Genomic DNA, 15,498 nt, shown 5'->3' with positions numbered 1-15,498 from the left:
CTTACGAGTGTTATATCGTTCTCAGCGCATAGTTTTAATTAATAGTTATTGGTTAGTAGTTCAATATTTCTGCGTGACTACCGTATAATGCGGCGCACGAATAACCCCTATCAATAGAGGTGATTAAAATGGGTGGTATCAGTATTTGGCAGTTATTGATTATTGCAGTGATCGTGGTGCTGTTGTTCGGTACTAACAAGCTGCGTACTCTGGGCTCCGATCTCGGGGCATCTATCAAAGGTTTTAAAAAGGCGATTGGTGACGAAGATAAAACGCCTCCATCGACTAACGCAAACAACAGTGCCGCACCACAGGATGCAGACTTTAAGTCTCTTTCTGAGCAGCAGCCAGAAGTGAAGAAAGAAGAATCTAAGAGCCAGAACAAAGAGCAGGTGTAAACCGTGTTTGACATCGGGTTTAGTGAGCTGTTGCTGGTAATGGTGATAGGCCTGGTTGTTCTAGGGCCTGAGCGGTTACCTGTTGCAGTGCGTACAGTGGCAGGATGGATTAGGGCGCTAAGATCTCTTGCGGCCTCTGTTCAGAATGAACTGTCGCAGGAATTAAAGCTGCAGGAGTTGCAGGATAGTCTGAAGAAAGCGGAAAGCGCAGGTCTTCAAAATCTTACGCCTGAGCTAAAAGCCTCAATGGATGAGCTAAAAGAAGCCGCAGAGTCGATGAAGCGTAGCTATCAGACTCAGGTGACTGAGCCTGTAGCAAAAGCGGCTGAAACCATCCATAAACCGGATGTGTCGGATCCTGAAGCGTTCCATGATGAAGTCGATGCGGACTTAAGAGAAGATGAACGCAAGCGTGCGGAAGCCGTTAAAGTGGATGCGACAAATGCAGCTTCGGTTGAGCCGGTAGCCACAGAGGACGTTTTGGTAAGCACTGAGCAACAAACAGTGAAAGCACCAGAGCAGCCTGTTCCCTCTCACTCTACAACAAGCGATCGTTAAAGCATGGCCGTTGATGATACCCAGCCGTTGATTAGCCATTTAATCGAGCTACGTAAGCGACTCTTAAATTCGATTATTTGTATTCTGGTGGTATTTCTGGCGCTGGTTTATTTTTCCAACGACATTTACCACCTGATTGCATCGCCGCTCATTAAGCAACTGCCTCAAGGCGCGAGCATGATTGCCACCGATGTCGCATCGCCGTTCTTCACGCCGATCAAGCTGACAATGATGGTATCAGTATTCATCTCTGCGCCGATGATTTTGTACCAAATTTGGGCTTTCGTTGCGCCTGCGCTTTATAAGCATGAACGCCGTTTGCTAATGCCGCTATTGTTCTCAAGCTCTCTGCTGTTCTATTTAGGCATGGCGTTTGCGTACTTTATCGTGTTCCCCTTGGCGTTTGGCTTTTTTGCCAAGACGGCGCCGGCAGGCGTTACCATTGCGACGGATATTAACAACTATCTCGACTTTGTCATGGCGTTGTTTATGGCGTTTGGCGTGTCGTTTGAAGTTCCGGTTGCGATTATTCTGCTGTGCTGGAGTGGTGTCACTACCCCAGAAGAGTTGAAAAAGAAACGTCCGTACGTCATCGTCGGAGCCTTTGTTGTGGGCATGCTGCTCACACCGCCAGACGTGTTTTCACAAACGTTGTTGGCAATTCCAATGTGCATCCTGTTTGAAATTGGCGTGTTCTTTGCTCGTTTCTATGTGGGAAAACGCCGTCCTCGTGATGATGATGAGGATGAAGGAAGCGAAGAAGATACTGACGAACAGCCAAAACAAGGCTGACACACTGAGTGCCAGAGGCCGCCGAAAGGGCGGCCTCTTTACTTTGATTTTGGAGTTATTCCATGCTGGATATTGGCGTTAATCTAACAAGTGGTCAGTTTGCCAAAGATGTCGACCAAGTGATTGAACGTGCGCGTAAGGCTAGCGTGAATGCTTTGATGGTCACGGGTACTGACGTGCAAGAGAGCCAACGGTCTATAGCGTTGGCGCGCGAATATTCGGGCTATTGCTGGGCGACAACCGGCGTGCATCCGCATAACGCTAGTTCATGGAATAGCCAGACGGCGACACAGATATCGGCCTTGGCAGCTATGCCAGAAGTGGTTGCTGTGGGGGAGTGTGGGCTTGATTTCGACCGCAACTTTTCTACTCCAGCGGAGCAGGAGCGAGCTTTTAGCGCGCAGCTTGCATTAGCTGCAGATTTGAATAAGCCGCTGTTTTTGCATTGCCGTTCTGCGCATGACCGATTTATCGCGCTTTTGCGTCCGTGGCTCGCAAAAGTGCCGGGTGCCGTTGTACATTGCTTTACGGGCAGCCGTGAAGAACTACATGAATGTTTAGATCTCGGACTTTACATTGGCATTACCGGATGGGTTTGCGATGAGCGACGTGGCCTTGAGCTGCGCGCAATGCTTCCAGAGATCCCAACTGAGCGTCTGTTGCTAGAAACTGACGCACCTTATTTACTGCCGCGTGATTTAGAAACCAAACCTAAATCGCGACGTAATGAACCCTGTTACTTACCACACATCGTTTCACAAGTGGCTGGCTGGCGTCAGCAGGATGTGGAGTGGTTGAAGCAGGTTACTGAAAATAATGCCCGTCAACTTTTCCGGCTGGCATAAGTAAGGAGAATAACGTGAGCTATGCATTTCCAGGTGCCTTCCCAGGCCGTCGTCTACGCCGTGTTCGTCGCCATGATTTCAGTCGTCGTTTAGTTGCTGAAAACGTCCTGACAGTAGACGATCTGATTTACCCCGTGTTTGTTATGGAAGGCAAAAATCATCAGGAAGAAGTTTCCTCAATGCCCGGCGTGCATCGTATGACCATCGATTTGTTGGTCAAAGAAGCTGAAGCCATCGCTAAATTGGGCGTGCCGGTATTGTCGTTGTTCCCCGTCATTGGCGCGGATAAAAAATCTCTGCATGCAGAAGAGGCATACAATCCAGATGGTTTGGTACAGCGGGCTGTTCGTGCGTTGAAAGATGCCGTACCAGATCTAGGTTTGCTGACTGACGTGGCGTTGGATCCCTACACCACCCATGGTCAGGACGGTATTATTGATGCAGATGGCTATGTGATTAACGACATCACCAAAGAAATTCTGGTTCGTCAGGCGTTGTCACATGCAGAAGCCGGTGCTGAAATTGTTGCGCCAAGCGATATGATGGATGGCCGTATCGGTGCGATTCGCGATCAGCTTGAAGCACAGCAGATGGTAAATACTCAAATCATGGCGTACTCAGCCAAGTATGCGTCCTGCTACTATGGTCCATTCCGTGACGCGTTGGGCTCTTCTGGTAACCTGAAAGGCGGCAATAAGAAAACCTATCAGATGGATCCCGCAAACAGCGATGAAGCTTTGCAAGAAGTCGCTCAGGATCTACAGGAAGGCGCTGATATGGTGATGGTGAAGCCTGGTATGCCATATCTGGATATGGTGCGTCGTGTGAAAGATACCTTTGGCGTGCCAACCTTCGCTTATCAGGTTTCTGGTGAATACGCGATGCATATGGCCGCGATTCAGAACGGCTGGTTACAAGAAAAACCTGCGATTATGGAGTCACTGATTTGCTTCAAACGCGCAGGAGCAGACGGAGTACTGACCTATTTCGCTAAGCGCGTAGCTCAGTGGCTGCATGATGCAGAAATGAATCGTTAATTCTACGCAGTAGAAGCATAGAGATAGACAAAACCGCCATGGGGCTCCATCGGCGGTTTTTTATTTATAGCTTCAAGCTCTATAGCTTTTCAAAATCGGTGTTTTCTACACTTTGCTGTACGGGTTTATTCAATAAGTTCAGCAGCAGAATGGCACGTTTTTCTCCGTCAGCTTCGGTATAGATAGCCTCGAATCCTTCAAAGGCGCCGCTGGTAATCACGACGGTATCACCTGGGGCCGGCGTATCAGGATCGACACACTCCGTTGGGGGCGCCATCATCAATTGCTTGATAACTTTAAACGGTATAGTGACTGGAAGTGCGCCAAATCGTACAAAGTGGCTCACTCCGCGTGTTGATTGCACGGTAGTGGTATGGACTCTTTCAGGATCAAGCTCGATAAACATATAGTTAGGGAACATCGGTTCCTTAACCTGCGTACGTTTACCGCGGACGATTTTCTCCAACGTAATCATTGGGGTGAAGCAAGGGATCTCTTGGCGTGATAAATGTTCTTTCGCACGCTCCAGTTGACCTCTTTTGCAATACAGCAGATACCACGATTCCATAACAACCCACGATTAAATGACTTACTCAAAGCATAACAAAAGGTCGATTCGATAGACAGTTTCGAGGTGGGAGCGTGCGTTTTTCCCGTTAGGTGCGCGATGATTTAACATTTTTTGCCACTTCAGGCAGAAGATCACAGCTAGACCCATAATTATTAGTTATAAATGTCGCCCCATAGACTAGCTGTAATAGAGTTGGTTTTCGGCGCGGCAAAGCGCAATAAGATCGTCCTCAATGTCAGGAGATATTTTCATGGAGTTGTTTTTACTGAGTAACGGCAAGGTTTCTGGTGAGTCTGAGTTGCTGGGCTACGCTAAGGGACCGATTCAGTCCATGCTGCTAAGCAAGAAGATTCGTTCGGCTGTGCTGGTGCCTTATGCGGTGATCCGTGGTGACTACGATGCGCGCGCCGCGGAGCTAGAGAATTCGTTAGGCATTAAGGTAACGAGCCTGCACCATTCAAGCGATCCGGTTAAAACGATTGAAGAAGCTGAGTGTATTCTGGTTAGCGGTGGCAATACTTGGTTGTTAAACCAAATGCTGCACGAAAAAGGGCTGGTTGTACCAATCCAACGGGCTGTTCGTGAGCGTGAGATCCCGTATATCGGTTGGAGTGCGGGTTGTAATGTGGCTACGCCAAGCATCCGCACCACAAATGATATGCCAGTACGCAACAGCGTTGTGCTTCCGGCTCTGGGGTTGTTCCCTGTGCAAATTAATCCCCATTACATCGATGCACACCTGAGTGGGCATATGGGAGAAACTCGTGATGAGCGTATCGCTGAATTCTGTGCGATAAATCCAAGCGAATATGTGATCGCGTTGCGTGAAGGTAGCTTGCTGCATGTGGCTGGGGATGAATTGGAATACTACAGCGTGAAAGCACAGGGGTTTAAAGTGTTCCGCCACAATCAGGAAACTCAGGAGTATTTCGATACTCAGGCTTTAGCCGAGATGGTGCCTTTCCGCTGTCGTTAACTGCCCCTGACTCGTATGAGCAAGCTGTGTTGCCGACCTCGGGTTAACGATAATGCTTACTAAAGCAATTAGTTATCTGTTTGTAACAAAAGTGCAGCAACTAAAGTGAAGAACGCTTATAATGGGTTCTTCACCAGCCCAATAAGAAAGCTATGAAATACCGTGACTTGCGCGAATTCCTCTCTTTGCTGGAACAGAGAGGTGAGCTAAAACGCATCAGCCAGCCAATCGATCCTTATCTGGAAATGACAGAAATTGCGGACCGCACCCTGCGTGCCGGTGGACCCGCTTTGCTGTTCGAAAACCCGAAAGGTTACGACATCCCCGTTTTATGTAACTTGTTTGGTACGGCAAAACGTGTTGCCTTGGGCATGGGGCAGGAGGATGTAAGTGCGCTGCGTGAAGTCGGTAAGCTGCTGGCGTTTTTGAAAGAGCCGGAGCCGCCAAAAGGCTTCCGCGATCTGTTCGATAAGCTACCGCAGTTTAAGCAGGTGTTGAATATGCCGACTAAGCGGCTGAATTCAGCGCCTTGCCAAGAGTTAGTGTGGCAGGGCGATGATGTCGACCTTGGGCGTATACCGGTGATGCACTGCTGGCCTGAAGATGCGGCTCCGTTGATATCTTGGGGGCTGACAATTACGCGTGGCCCGCATAAAGAGCGCCAAAATTTAGGTATCTATCGCCAGCAGGTGTTAGGTAAGAATAAAGTGATCATGCGTTGGCTGTCGCATCGCGGCGGGGCGCTTGATTTTCAAGAGTGGTGCCAAGCACATCCTGGTGAGCGTTTCCCTGTTTCGGTAGCATTGGGTGCCGATCCAGCCACGATTTTAGGCGCAGTAACGCCCGTGCCAGATACTCTTTCAGAGTATGCGTTCGCTGGCTTGCTGCGCGGTAATAAAACGGAAGTAGTAAAGTGTATTTCTAATGATTTAGAAGTACCTGCCAGCGCAGAAATTGTGTTGGAAGGTTATATTGAACCGGGTGAAATGGCACCGGAAGGGCCGTATGGCGATCATACCGGCTACTATAATGAAATTGATAACTTCCCTGTTTTTACCGTCACCCATATCACGCAGCGTCGCAACCCGATTTATCATTCTACTTATACTGGGCGTCCGCCGGATGAACCTGCGGTGATGGGACTGGCGCTGAATGAAGTGTTTGTGCCTATTCTACAAAAGCAATTTCCTGAGATTGTTGATTTCTATTTGCCGCCGGAAGGGTGCTCATACCGCATGGCGGTTGTGACCATGAAAAAACAATATCCAGGTCATGCGAAACGCGTGATGATGGGAGTGTGGTCATTCTTACGCCAGTTTATGTACACCAAATTTGTTATTGTTTGTGATGACGATATCAATGCGCGAGATTGGAACGATGTTATTTGGGCGATCACTACTCGAATGGATCCTGCTCGTGATACGGTAATGATTGAAAATACGCCGATAGATTACCTTGATTTTGCTTCGCCAGTGTCTGGATTGGGTTCCAAAATGGGACTGGATGCTACGAACAAATGGCCGGGTGAAACACAACGCGAATGGGGACGCCCCATTGTTATGGATGAAAAAGTCCGCACGCGGATCGATGCCATCTGGGACGAGCTGGCAATTCTGGAAGATAACCACACTGACGCTATGAAAAGCCGTAAGCCTGATTAGAGGTGGCTGTCTGGTTATGCAAAACCCATTATCCGATAGAGTAACTACATGACAACGTTGAGCTGTAAAGTCACTTCCGTTGAAGCTATCACCGATACGGTATATCGCGTTCGGTTGGTGCCGGAAGCTCCGGTTTCGTTTCGCGCGGGCCAGTATTTGATGGTTGAAATGGATGAGCGCGATAAACGTCCTTTCTCTATGGCATCTACGCCATTGGAAAAAGACTTTATCGAACTGCATATCGGCGCTTCAGAAATCAATCTTTACGCAATGGCCGTGATGGATCGAATCTTGAAAGATCGCGTCGTTAACGTTGATATTCCACACGGCGAAGCGTGGCTACGTGAAGAGGGCGATCGTCCATTAGTGCTGATTGCTGGCGGTACTGGATTCTCTTACACTCGCTCGATTCTGATGATGGCGCTAGCGCAGAAACCAGAGCGTGAAATTGCCATCTATTGGGGCGGGCGCGAATCAAAATACCTGTACGATTTATCCGAGTTGGAGGCGCTTCAAGAGCAGCATCCACAGTTGAAAGTTATTCCTGTTGTAGAACAACCGGAAGAAGGCTGGAGTGGTCGAACTGGAACGGTGTTGAGTGCGGTTTTACAAGATTATGGTTCCTTGGCGGATTACGACATTTACATCGCGGGTCGCTTTGAGATGGCCAAAATCGCGCGCGAACGTTTTTGTGCTGAACGAGAAGCTAAAGCGGATCACATGTTTGGTGATGCCTTTGCGTTTATTTGATATTACGCGCCAACTGGCAGGTTGAATGACCTGCCGGTAGAAGACTGCTGACAGAAAGAAAAAACCCGCCCCTGACAGGCGGGAAGAACGGCAACTAAACCTCTGACAACGTACTAACTGGCTTAAACTCGCTCGAACACGGTCGCAATTCCCTGACCTAAACCAATACACATGGTGGCCAGACCAAACTGGACGTCACGGCGTTCCATTAGATTCAGCAGAGTCGTTGAAATTCGCGAGCCAGAGCAACCCAGCGGATGGCCCAACGCGATAGCCCCACCGTTGAGATTCACTTTCTCATCTAATACATCGAGCAACCCGAGATCTTTTAGGCACGGTAAGGTCTGAGCTGCGAAGGCTTCATTCAGTTCAAATTGCCCAATATCCGAAATACTTAACCCCGCTCGCTTTAATGCCAGTTGCGTGGCAGGTACTGGACCGTATCCCATAATAGAGGGATCGCAGCCTACAACAGCCATTGAGCGAATACGTGCACGCGGCGTTAAACCGAGTGATTTAGCGCGTGATTCACTCATCAACAGCATCGCTGAGGCTCCATCGGATAATGCAGAAGACGATCCCGCCGTGACGGTGCCATTGACCGGATCAAAGGCTGGTTTAAGCGCTGATAGGCTGGCGGCGGTGGTTTCTGGGCGAATCACTTCATCGTTAAACAACATTTTCAGCACGCCGTCGGCATCATGACCCGCAGTCGGAACGATTTCGTTTTTAAATGCACCGGATGTGGTTGCTGCATAGGCGCGCTGGTGCGAACGAGCAGCAAATTCATCCTGCATTTCACGGCTGATTTTGTGCATTTTCGCCAGCATTTCGGCGGTCAGTCCCATCATACCCGCTGCTTTAGCAACGGTTCGGCTTAAGCCAGGATGGAAATCAACGCCGTGGCTCATAGGAACATGCCCCATGTGCTCCACGCCGCCAATCATACTTATTTGGGCATCGCCGACCATAATTGCGCGAGCTGCATCATGGATCGCCTGCATGGACGAGCCACAGAGACGGTTAACGGTGTTTGCGGGTACGGTGTGTGGCAGTTCAGCTAATAATGCGGCGTTACGCGCAATATTGAATCCTTGCTCCAACGTTTGCTGCACGCAGCCCCAATAGATGTCATCGATCTCTTTTGCATCTACATTAGGGTTACGGCTAAGCAGGGCTCGCATCAGATGAGCGGACAGATCTTCAGCTCTTACCTGACGATAAGCGCCACCTTTGGAGCGGCCCATCGGCGTACGGACGGCATCGATCACCACGACGTTTTCAATTGAACGGTTTTCCATGTTTCCTTCCTCAAGCCTGTTGAGCGGCGTTGGTGCCAATGGCGGTATCGGTCTCAATTGGAGCCGCGGCCGGATAATAGGTCGCGTTGGTTTCTGCTTTGGCTCGGAGGCCGGCTGGCACCTGATATAGTTCGCCTAAATGCTGATAACGCTGCGCCATTTCGACATATTGCGTGGTTCCAATGGTATCCAAATAACGGAATGCACCGCCGTGGAATGGAGGGAATCCAATGCCATACACTAACGCCATATCGGCTTCTGCTGGGCTTGCCACGATTTTCTCTTCGAAGCACCGCACCACTTCGTTGATCATTGGGATCATCATGCGAGCGATAATCTCTTCATCGCTGAAGTTTTCGTTCGATGGAGCAACTTCGGCTAGCAGCAAGGGAGTCTGTTCGTCCTGAACCTTACGTGGCTTGCCTTTACTGTCCTGATCGTAACGATAGAAACCGACACCATTTTTCTGACCAAAACGCTGTGCATCAAACATCACATCTACTGCGTCACGGTAGTTTTTACTCATTCGTTGCGGGAAACCTTGTGCCATTACCGCCTGAGCGTGATGTGCTGTATCGATACCTACGACGTCGAGCAGATAGGCAGGTCCCATCGGCCAGCCAAACTGCTTCTCCATCACTTTATCGACCTGACGGAAATCAGCCCCGTCGCGCAGTAGCAAACTGAAGCCTGCAAAGTAAGGGAACAGTACGCGGTTAACAAAGAATCCTGGGCAGTCATTGACTACGATCGGTGTCTTGCCCATTTTTGTTGCATAGGCGACGACGGTTCCAATGGTTTGTTCTGACGTTTTTGCACCACGAATAATTTCGACTAATGGCATTCGGTGCACCGGATTAAAGAAGTGCATGCCGCAGAAATTTTCAGGGCGTTGTAGCGATGCAGCTAGCTGATCGATTGGAATCGTTGAGGTATTTGAAGCCAACACCGCATCGGGTTTTATCAATGATTCGGCTTCAGCCAACACGGCCGCTTTGATCTTAGGATTTTCAACGACAGCTTCTACCACTATCTGCGCCTGCTCGATCCCTGCGTAGTTCAGGGTTGGCTGAATCGTAGAAATAATCTGTGCCATTTTCAGGCCGTTGATTTTTCCTCGCTCTAGCTGTTTGTTCAGCAATTTTCCTGCTTCATTCATACCAAGCTGTAGCGATTTTTCACTGATGTCTTTCATCAATACAGGAACGCCTTTCAGCGCTGATTGGTAGGCAATGCCACCTCCCATAATACCGGCGCCAAGTACTACGGCATGTGTAGGTACTTGTCCTGACTGAGCGAGTTTTTTCGCTTTACCTTTCACAAACTGGTCGTTCAGGAAAATCCCGACTAAAGCACGCGCTTGCGTTGTGCGAGTTAATGGTACAAAACTGGCTGTTTCAAGCTTGAGGGCTTCAGTACGTTTCAAACCCGCAGCGGCTTCGATGGTTTTCACCGCGGTAATGGGGGCGGGGTAATGTTTACCCGCGGTCTGCATAACCATGCCTTTGGCGGTGGTAAAGCTCATCAGTGACTCAATTGGACTGAGCTTCAATGGTTCCAATTTCGGCTGGCGGTATGCTTGCCAATCAAGTTGGCCATCAATTGCCTGACGCAGCATATTGAGTGCGCCGCTAATCAGTTTATCTTGTGGAACAACTGCATCAACCAGACCGACTTTTAGCGCTTGTTCTGCTCCGATATCTTTGCCCGCAGCGATAATTTCCAACGCACTATCGGCGCCGAGCAAACGAGGCAGGCGAACAGAACCGCCAAAGCCCGGCATAATGCCGAGTTTAGTTTCCGGTAAACCGATGCGGATATCCGGTGTGGCAATACGGAAATCAGTAGCTAGCACACATTCACAGCCGCCGCCTAGTGCGTAGCCGTTAACGGCCGTAATCGTAGGCACGGGCAGATCTTCTAGGCGATTGAATACGCTGTTGGCAAAGTTGAGCCACTCTGTCAGCTTTTCTGTTGGTGCAGCAAAGAGTGATAAGAATTCAGTAATATCTGCGCCTACGATAAAGGCGGCTTTGGTGGAGCGCACTAATAGGCCACGCAGCTGCGGCTGTTTTTCAAGCACGTCGAGTGCCGCCCCCAAGCTGGCAACAGTTTTAGTATCCAGCTTGTTAATCGCGGCTGGGGCATCAAATACCAGCTCGGCAATGCCATTTTCGAGCCAGTTTACATGTAGGTTTTCGCCTTGGTAGAGCATCGTGATCTCCTAAATCAGCGCAGTTGATCTGGTATGACCAGATGTTGTGAAGTGTGGTTTTAATGTTAAAAATTTGCAAACAAAACATTGAATATTTGCAAACGCGATCACAGAGGGCCGAATGGGATTTTTGGCAACGTCCTGTTTTTATGGAGCGCTGTGATAAGATGAGGAAATTCGTTGTGGGCAAAGGGTCATATACATGGAAACATTAGCTTCGCTGTATTCTGAACACATGGAAACGCTGCAGCAGCGTACCCGTGAGGTTTTAGCTCGTCATCAGTTGGATGGACTGTTGATTCACTCCGGTGAGTTGCTGTCGCTGTTTTTAGACGATCGTGATTACCCGTTTAAAGTTAACCCTCAGTTTAAGGCGTGGATCCCTGTGACTCAGGTGCCTAACTGCTGGTTATGGGTCGATGGCGTAAATAAACCGAAACTGTGGTTCTACTCGCCTGTCGATTACTGGTACAGCGTAGAGCCCTTGCCTGAGGCCTTTTGGACTGCGCATGTTGAGATGACTGCGCTGCGTAAAGCTGATGATATTGCGAACTTATTACCAACGGCACGCGAACGTGTTGCTTATATTGGGTATGTTCCGCAACGAGCACAGACTCTGGGCATCAAAGCTGAAAATATCAATCCGCAGCCAGTGCTTGATTACCTTCATTACCATCGTGCGTATAAAACTGGCTATGAGCAAGCCTGCATGCGTGAAGCGCAAAAAACTGCTGTAGTTGGGCATCAGGCCGCGTTGGAAGCATTTCAGTCAGGCATGAGTGAGTTTGATATCAATCAGGCTTATTTGACTGCCACCGGACACCGTGACACCGATGTGCCTTACGATAATATCGTGGCCTTGAATGAGCATGCCGCTGTTCTACATTACACGACGTTGCAGCATAAGCTTCCTTCTGAAGTGCGTAGTTTCTTATTAGATGCGGGGGCTGAATATAATGGCTACGCAGCAGACCTGACGCGAACTTATGCCGCGAAAAGCGATAGTGATTTTGCCGCGTTAGTCAGTGATATGAACAAAGAGCAGCAGGCGCTTATTGCTACATTGAAATGCGGTGTGCGCTATACCGATTACCATGTGCAAATGCATCAACGTTTGGCTAAATTACTGAAGAAACACCATATCCTGAAAGATATCAGCGAAGAAGCTGCCGTTGAGCAAGGGCTGACCTGCCCATTCTTACCACACGGCTTGGGCCATCCGCTGGGGTTACAGGTACATGACGTGGCGGGTTTCATGCAGGATGAAAAGGGTACCCATCTGGCTGCACCAGAAATGTATCCTTTCCTACGCTGTACGCGCATTATGGAGCCTGGCATGGTGATGACCATTGAGCCTGGCTTGTATTTCATTGATTCGCTGTTGGCTCCGTGGAAAGAAGGGCAGTTCAGTAAACATTTTGATTGGGCTCGTATTGATTCTTTCCGCCCATATGGCGGGATCCGCATTGAAGATAACGTGATTTTCCACGAGAAATCGGTGGAGAATATGACGCGCGATCTGCATTTGGACTAATGAGTCAGCCTTATCTTATTCCCGCTGAGGCATTGAGCTTCAGCGAGGAAATCAAAAAAAGCCGCTTTATTACTCTGCTGGCACATACGCAGGGTAGTGAGGCGGCAAAAGCATTTATTGCGCAGGTAAAATCTGAACATCCAGATGCACGCCATCACTGTTGGGCATTTGTGGCCGGTGCACCGGATAATTCACAGCTGTTAGGTTTTTCTGATGACGGCGAGCCGTCTGGCACTGCGGGTAAGCCAATGCTTGCCCAGTTGATGGGAAGCCATATTGGCGAAGTCACGGCAGTGGTGGTGCGCTATTACGGCGGTATTCGGCTGGGCACTGGCGGATTAGTTAAGGCATATGGCGGTGGCGTTCAGCAAGCATTAAAACTTTTGCCCGTCGAGCGTAAAGTGCCGCAGGCTGAGTATACTTTGCAGTGTGACTATGGATTACTGACCCAAGTCGAGACCGTTATTGCGCAGGCTGGGGGCGAGATATTGCAGAGTGACTATGCTGTTGAGGTATCACTAACAGTGAGTTTGCCAGTGCTGGTTGTCGATGACGTCGCTGAAAAATTACGCAACATGAGCCGTGGTTCGTTGCAATTACATCAGACTTCGTAATAATCCCCCGCATTACTTTTTTGTTGTACTTATTACTCTATTGAGCAAGGAACGTGCCCGAATGCATTTTCGTGCCATTATCCGCATCGTCGGTTTACTCGTCATACTGTTCTCAGGAACTATGATCATCCCTGGGCTAGTTGCCTTGATTTATCGTGACGGTGCAGGCCGGGCGTTCACTCAGACTTTCTTCGTTGCGCTGACGATTGGCACATTATTGTGGTGGCCACAGCGTAAACAAAAGCATGAATTAAAACCGCGTGAAGGTTTTCTCATCGTCGTTTTGTTTTGGACGGTGCTGGGCAGCGTGGGGGCATTGCCTTTCCTGTTCTCTGAGCGCCCAAATCTCAGCGTAACGGATGCGTTTTTTGAGTCGTTCTCGGGTTTAACTACCACGGGGGCAACCACGCTGGTGGGATTGGATAACTTACCGAAGGCAATTTTATTCTACCGTCAGATGCTGCAATGGCTTGGTGGTATGGGGATCATCGTGCTGGCCGTGGCTATTTTACCAATCTTAGGTGTGGGTGGACTACAGCTCTATCGCGCTGAAATGCCCGGGCCGCTCAAAGATAATAAAATGCGGCCGAGAATTGCCGAAACAGCGAAAACATTATGGTTCATCTATGTGCTGCTGACGGTGGCCTGTGCGGTAGCCCTATGGGGGGCAGGGATGGATGTGTTCGACGCCATCTCGCATAGCTTTTCAACCATCGCCATTGGTGGATTTTCAACCCACGATGCCAGTATCGGTTATTTTAATAGTCCCACCATCAACACTATTATTGCGGTGTTTCTGCTGATCTCTGGTTGTAATTTTAGTTTGCACTTTGCACTCCTTAGCGGACGTAGTTTGAAAGTTTATTGGCGTGACCCTGAGTTTCGCATGTTTATTTTTGTCCAGCTGACGTTAGTCGCGGTGTGTACCTTAGTGTTGTGGTGGCACAACGTATATCAAACCGGATTACAAACGGTGAATCAGGCATTTTTCCAAGTTGTTTCTATGGCAACGACGGCGGGATTCACCACGGATAGCATCGCCCATTGGCCGCTGTTCCTACCTGTGCTTCTACTGTGTTCTGCATTTATCGGTGGCTGTGCGGGGTCAACCGGTGGCGGATTGAAGGTTATTCGTATTCTGCTTCTTTTCTTACAAGGCTCCCGCGAGCTAAAACGTCTAGTGCATCCGAATGCGGTTTATACCATTAAGTTGGGCAACCGTGCTCTGCCCGAGCGTATTCTTGAAGCGGTGTGGGGATTCTTTTCTGCCTACGCATTGGTGTTCATTATCAGCATGCTGGCGATTATCGCGACTGGGGTAGATGATTTCTCTGCGTTTGCTGCGGTAGTCGCCACATTGAATAACCTTGGTCCGGGGCTGGGTGTCGTTGCCGATAATTTCACTTCGATGAATGATGCGGCTAAATGGGTGCTAGTCGTTACTATGTTGTTTGGCCGACTGGAAGTCTTTACTTTGTTAGTACTGTTTACGCCAACCTTTTGGCGTAACTAAGGCATTCACAATTAATTATGGAAAAGTGTAGAGGCCGCAAGTCATGAAAACTTTAGTGCTTTACTCCAGCCATGATGGACAGACCAAAGCTATTGCCTCTTCTATAGCATCGACGCTGTCTGAGACGCTTGAGTGTGATGTGATGGATCTGGCCCTATCAATGGATATCAATCTGGCAAACTATCAGTCAGTCGTGATCGGCGCTTCTGTTCGCTATGGGCATTTCCAGCGTTCTCTCTATAAATTCACCAAGCAGAATGTGGCGCAGTTAAATACTATGCCGAGTGCATTCTTCGCCGTTAACCTTACGGCGCGTAAGCCTGAAAAGAGAACGCCGCAAACAAATGCCTATACCCGCAAATTCCTGCTTGCTACTCCGTGGCAGCCAAAGCAGTGTGCTGTTTTCGCCGGAGCGCTCCGTTATCCACGCTATGGCTGGTTAGACAAGGCAATGATCAAATTAATTATGAAAATGACCGGCGGTGAAACGGATACCAGCAAAGAAGTGGAATATACCGATTGGCAGGATGTAACGCGTTTTGCGAAAGACTTTGTGCGTTTAAGCAGCAGTGCGGCGCGATAATCATCACAAAACTCAACTTTTGTTGATAATTTGCGCGGTTGGTAATTTATTTCAAATAAACACTTGTCAGCCGTTCAGAAGTCCCTATAATGCGCCACCACTGACCGGGAACAACGACGCAAACGTCGCTCGGTGAGAAAGAGAAAAGCG

At 49.1% G+C, this 15,498-nt stretch carries 15 protein-coding genes; 12 read left to right on the top strand and 3 right to left on the bottom strand.

Features of this window, described 5'->3' with window-relative positions:
• Window positions 1-128: 128 nt before the first annotated feature.
• From tatA to hemB, 5 genes are all read left to right on the top strand, one after another.
• Window positions 129-398 carry a Sec-independent protein translocase subunit TatA gene (tatA, locus tag M988_RS19540; protein WP_004089379.1) on the top strand — a complete coding sequence of 90 codons (270 nt, stop codon included), beginning with the start codon at window positions 129-131 and terminating at the stop codon, window positions 396-398.
• Between the two features lie 3 nt (window positions 399-401).
• Complete coding sequence (gene tatB, locus M988_RS19535; protein ID WP_008815893.1) at window positions 402-956, top strand: Sec-independent protein translocase protein TatB; 555 nt, start codon at window positions 402-404, stop codon at window positions 954-956.
• A gap of 3 nt (window positions 957-959) precedes the next feature.
• The gene (gene tatC, locus M988_RS19530; RefSeq protein WP_004089381.1) at window positions 960-1,748 is read left to right on the top strand and encodes a Sec-independent protein translocase subunit TatC; all 789 of its coding nucleotides are present in this window, start codon (window positions 960-962) and stop codon (window positions 1,746-1,748) included.
• A gap of 62 nt (window positions 1,749-1,810) precedes the next feature.
• Window positions 1,811-2,593: a 3'-5' ssDNA/RNA exonuclease TatD gene (gene tatD, locus M988_RS19525; RefSeq protein WP_064575410.1), complete on the top strand. Its 783-nt coding sequence runs from the start codon at window positions 1,811-1,813 to the stop codon at window positions 2,591-2,593.
• 14 nt (window positions 2,594-2,607) lie between these two features.
• On the top strand, window positions 2,608-3,630 hold the full coding sequence (gene hemB / locus M988_RS19520) for a porphobilinogen synthase (RefSeq protein WP_064575408.1): 1,023 nt from the start codon (window positions 2,608-2,610) through the stop codon (window positions 3,628-3,630).
• 79 nt (window positions 3,631-3,709) lie between these two features.
• On the opposite strand, the gene rfaH is transcribed toward hemB, so the two are convergent.
• Window positions 3,710-4,198 carry a transcription/translation regulatory transformer protein RfaH gene (gene rfaH, locus M988_RS19515; protein ID WP_008815896.1) on the bottom strand — a complete coding sequence of 163 codons (489 nt, stop codon included), beginning with the start codon at window positions 4,196-4,198 and terminating at the stop codon, window positions 3,710-3,712.
• A 253-nt stretch (window positions 4,199-4,451) separates the two neighbouring features.
• Here rfaH and pepE point away from each other — a divergent pair, with 253 nt between their 5' ends.
• The 3 genes from pepE to fre all read left to right on the top strand — a co-directional run bounded on the left by pepE (window position 4,452) and on the right by fre (window position 7,588).
• Window positions 4,452-5,177 (top strand): dipeptidase PepE, encoded by a 726-nt coding sequence (gene pepE, locus M988_RS19510; RefSeq protein ID WP_008815897.1) that lies wholly within the window; start codon window positions 4,452-4,454, stop codon window positions 5,175-5,177.
• Between the two features lie 152 nt (window positions 5,178-5,329).
• The gene (ubiD, locus tag M988_RS19505; RefSeq protein ID WP_008815898.1) at window positions 5,330-6,838 is read left to right on the top strand and encodes a 4-hydroxy-3-polyprenylbenzoate decarboxylase; all 1,509 of its coding nucleotides are present in this window, start codon (window positions 5,330-5,332) and stop codon (window positions 6,836-6,838) included.
• Window positions 6,839-6,886: 48 nt separating this feature from the next.
• Window positions 6,887-7,588, top strand: coding sequence for an NAD(P)H-flavin reductase (fre, locus tag M988_RS19500; protein ID WP_064575407.1), 702 nt, complete (start codon window positions 6,887-6,889; stop codon window positions 7,586-7,588).
• Between the two features lie 122 nt (window positions 7,589-7,710).
• On the opposite strand, the gene fadA is transcribed toward fre, so the two are convergent.
• Together fadA and fadB are read right to left on the bottom strand one after the other, a co-directional pair.
• A complete protein-coding gene (gene fadA, locus M988_RS19495) occupies window positions 7,711-8,874 on the bottom strand; it encodes an acetyl-CoA C-acyltransferase FadA (protein ID WP_039189869.1) in 1,164 nt (387 codons plus the stop codon).
• A gap of 25 nt (window positions 8,875-8,899) precedes the next feature.
• Window positions 8,900-11,104 (bottom strand): fatty acid oxidation complex subunit alpha FadB, encoded by a 2,205-nt coding sequence (gene fadB, locus M988_RS19490; RefSeq protein ID WP_064575404.1) that lies wholly within the window; start codon window positions 11,102-11,104, stop codon window positions 8,900-8,902.
• A gap of 202 nt (window positions 11,105-11,306) precedes the next feature.
• Between fadB and pepQ the strand changes: the two genes are divergently transcribed.
• The 4 genes from pepQ to hemG all read left to right on the top strand — a co-directional run bounded on the left by pepQ (window position 11,307) and on the right by hemG (window position 15,348).
• Window positions 11,307-12,638 carry a Xaa-Pro dipeptidase gene (gene pepQ / locus M988_RS19485; protein WP_008815902.1) on the top strand — a complete coding sequence of 444 codons (1,332 nt, stop codon included), beginning with the start codon at window positions 11,307-11,309 and terminating at the stop codon, window positions 12,636-12,638.
• Window positions 12,638-13,252: an IMPACT family protein gene (locus tag M988_RS19480; RefSeq protein ID WP_064575403.1), complete on the top strand. Its 615-nt coding sequence runs from the start codon at window positions 12,638-12,640 to the stop codon at window positions 13,250-13,252. Before pepQ ends, M988_RS19480 begins: the two co-directional genes overlap by 1 nt.
• Window positions 13,253-13,313: 61 nt before the next feature.
• The gene (gene trkH, locus M988_RS19475) at window positions 13,314-14,765 is read left to right on the top strand and encodes a Trk system potassium transporter TrkH (RefSeq protein ID WP_004089405.1); all 1,452 of its coding nucleotides are present in this window, start codon (window positions 13,314-13,316) and stop codon (window positions 14,763-14,765) included.
• A 43-nt stretch (window positions 14,766-14,808) separates the two neighbouring features.
• The gene (gene hemG, locus M988_RS19470) at window positions 14,809-15,348 is read left to right on the top strand and encodes a menaquinone-dependent protoporphyrinogen IX dehydrogenase (protein ID WP_008815904.1); all 540 of its coding nucleotides are present in this window, start codon (window positions 14,809-14,811) and stop codon (window positions 15,346-15,348) included.
• The last annotated feature ends 150 nt before the right edge of the window (window positions 15,349-15,498 follow it).

It is taken from the genome of Hafnia paralvei ATCC 29927, from assembly GCF_001655005.1.
Classification (GTDB): Bacteria; Pseudomonadota; Gammaproteobacteria; order Enterobacterales; family Enterobacteriaceae; genus Hafnia; species Hafnia paralvei.
This window is presented reverse-complemented; position numbering and strand designations above follow the sequence as displayed.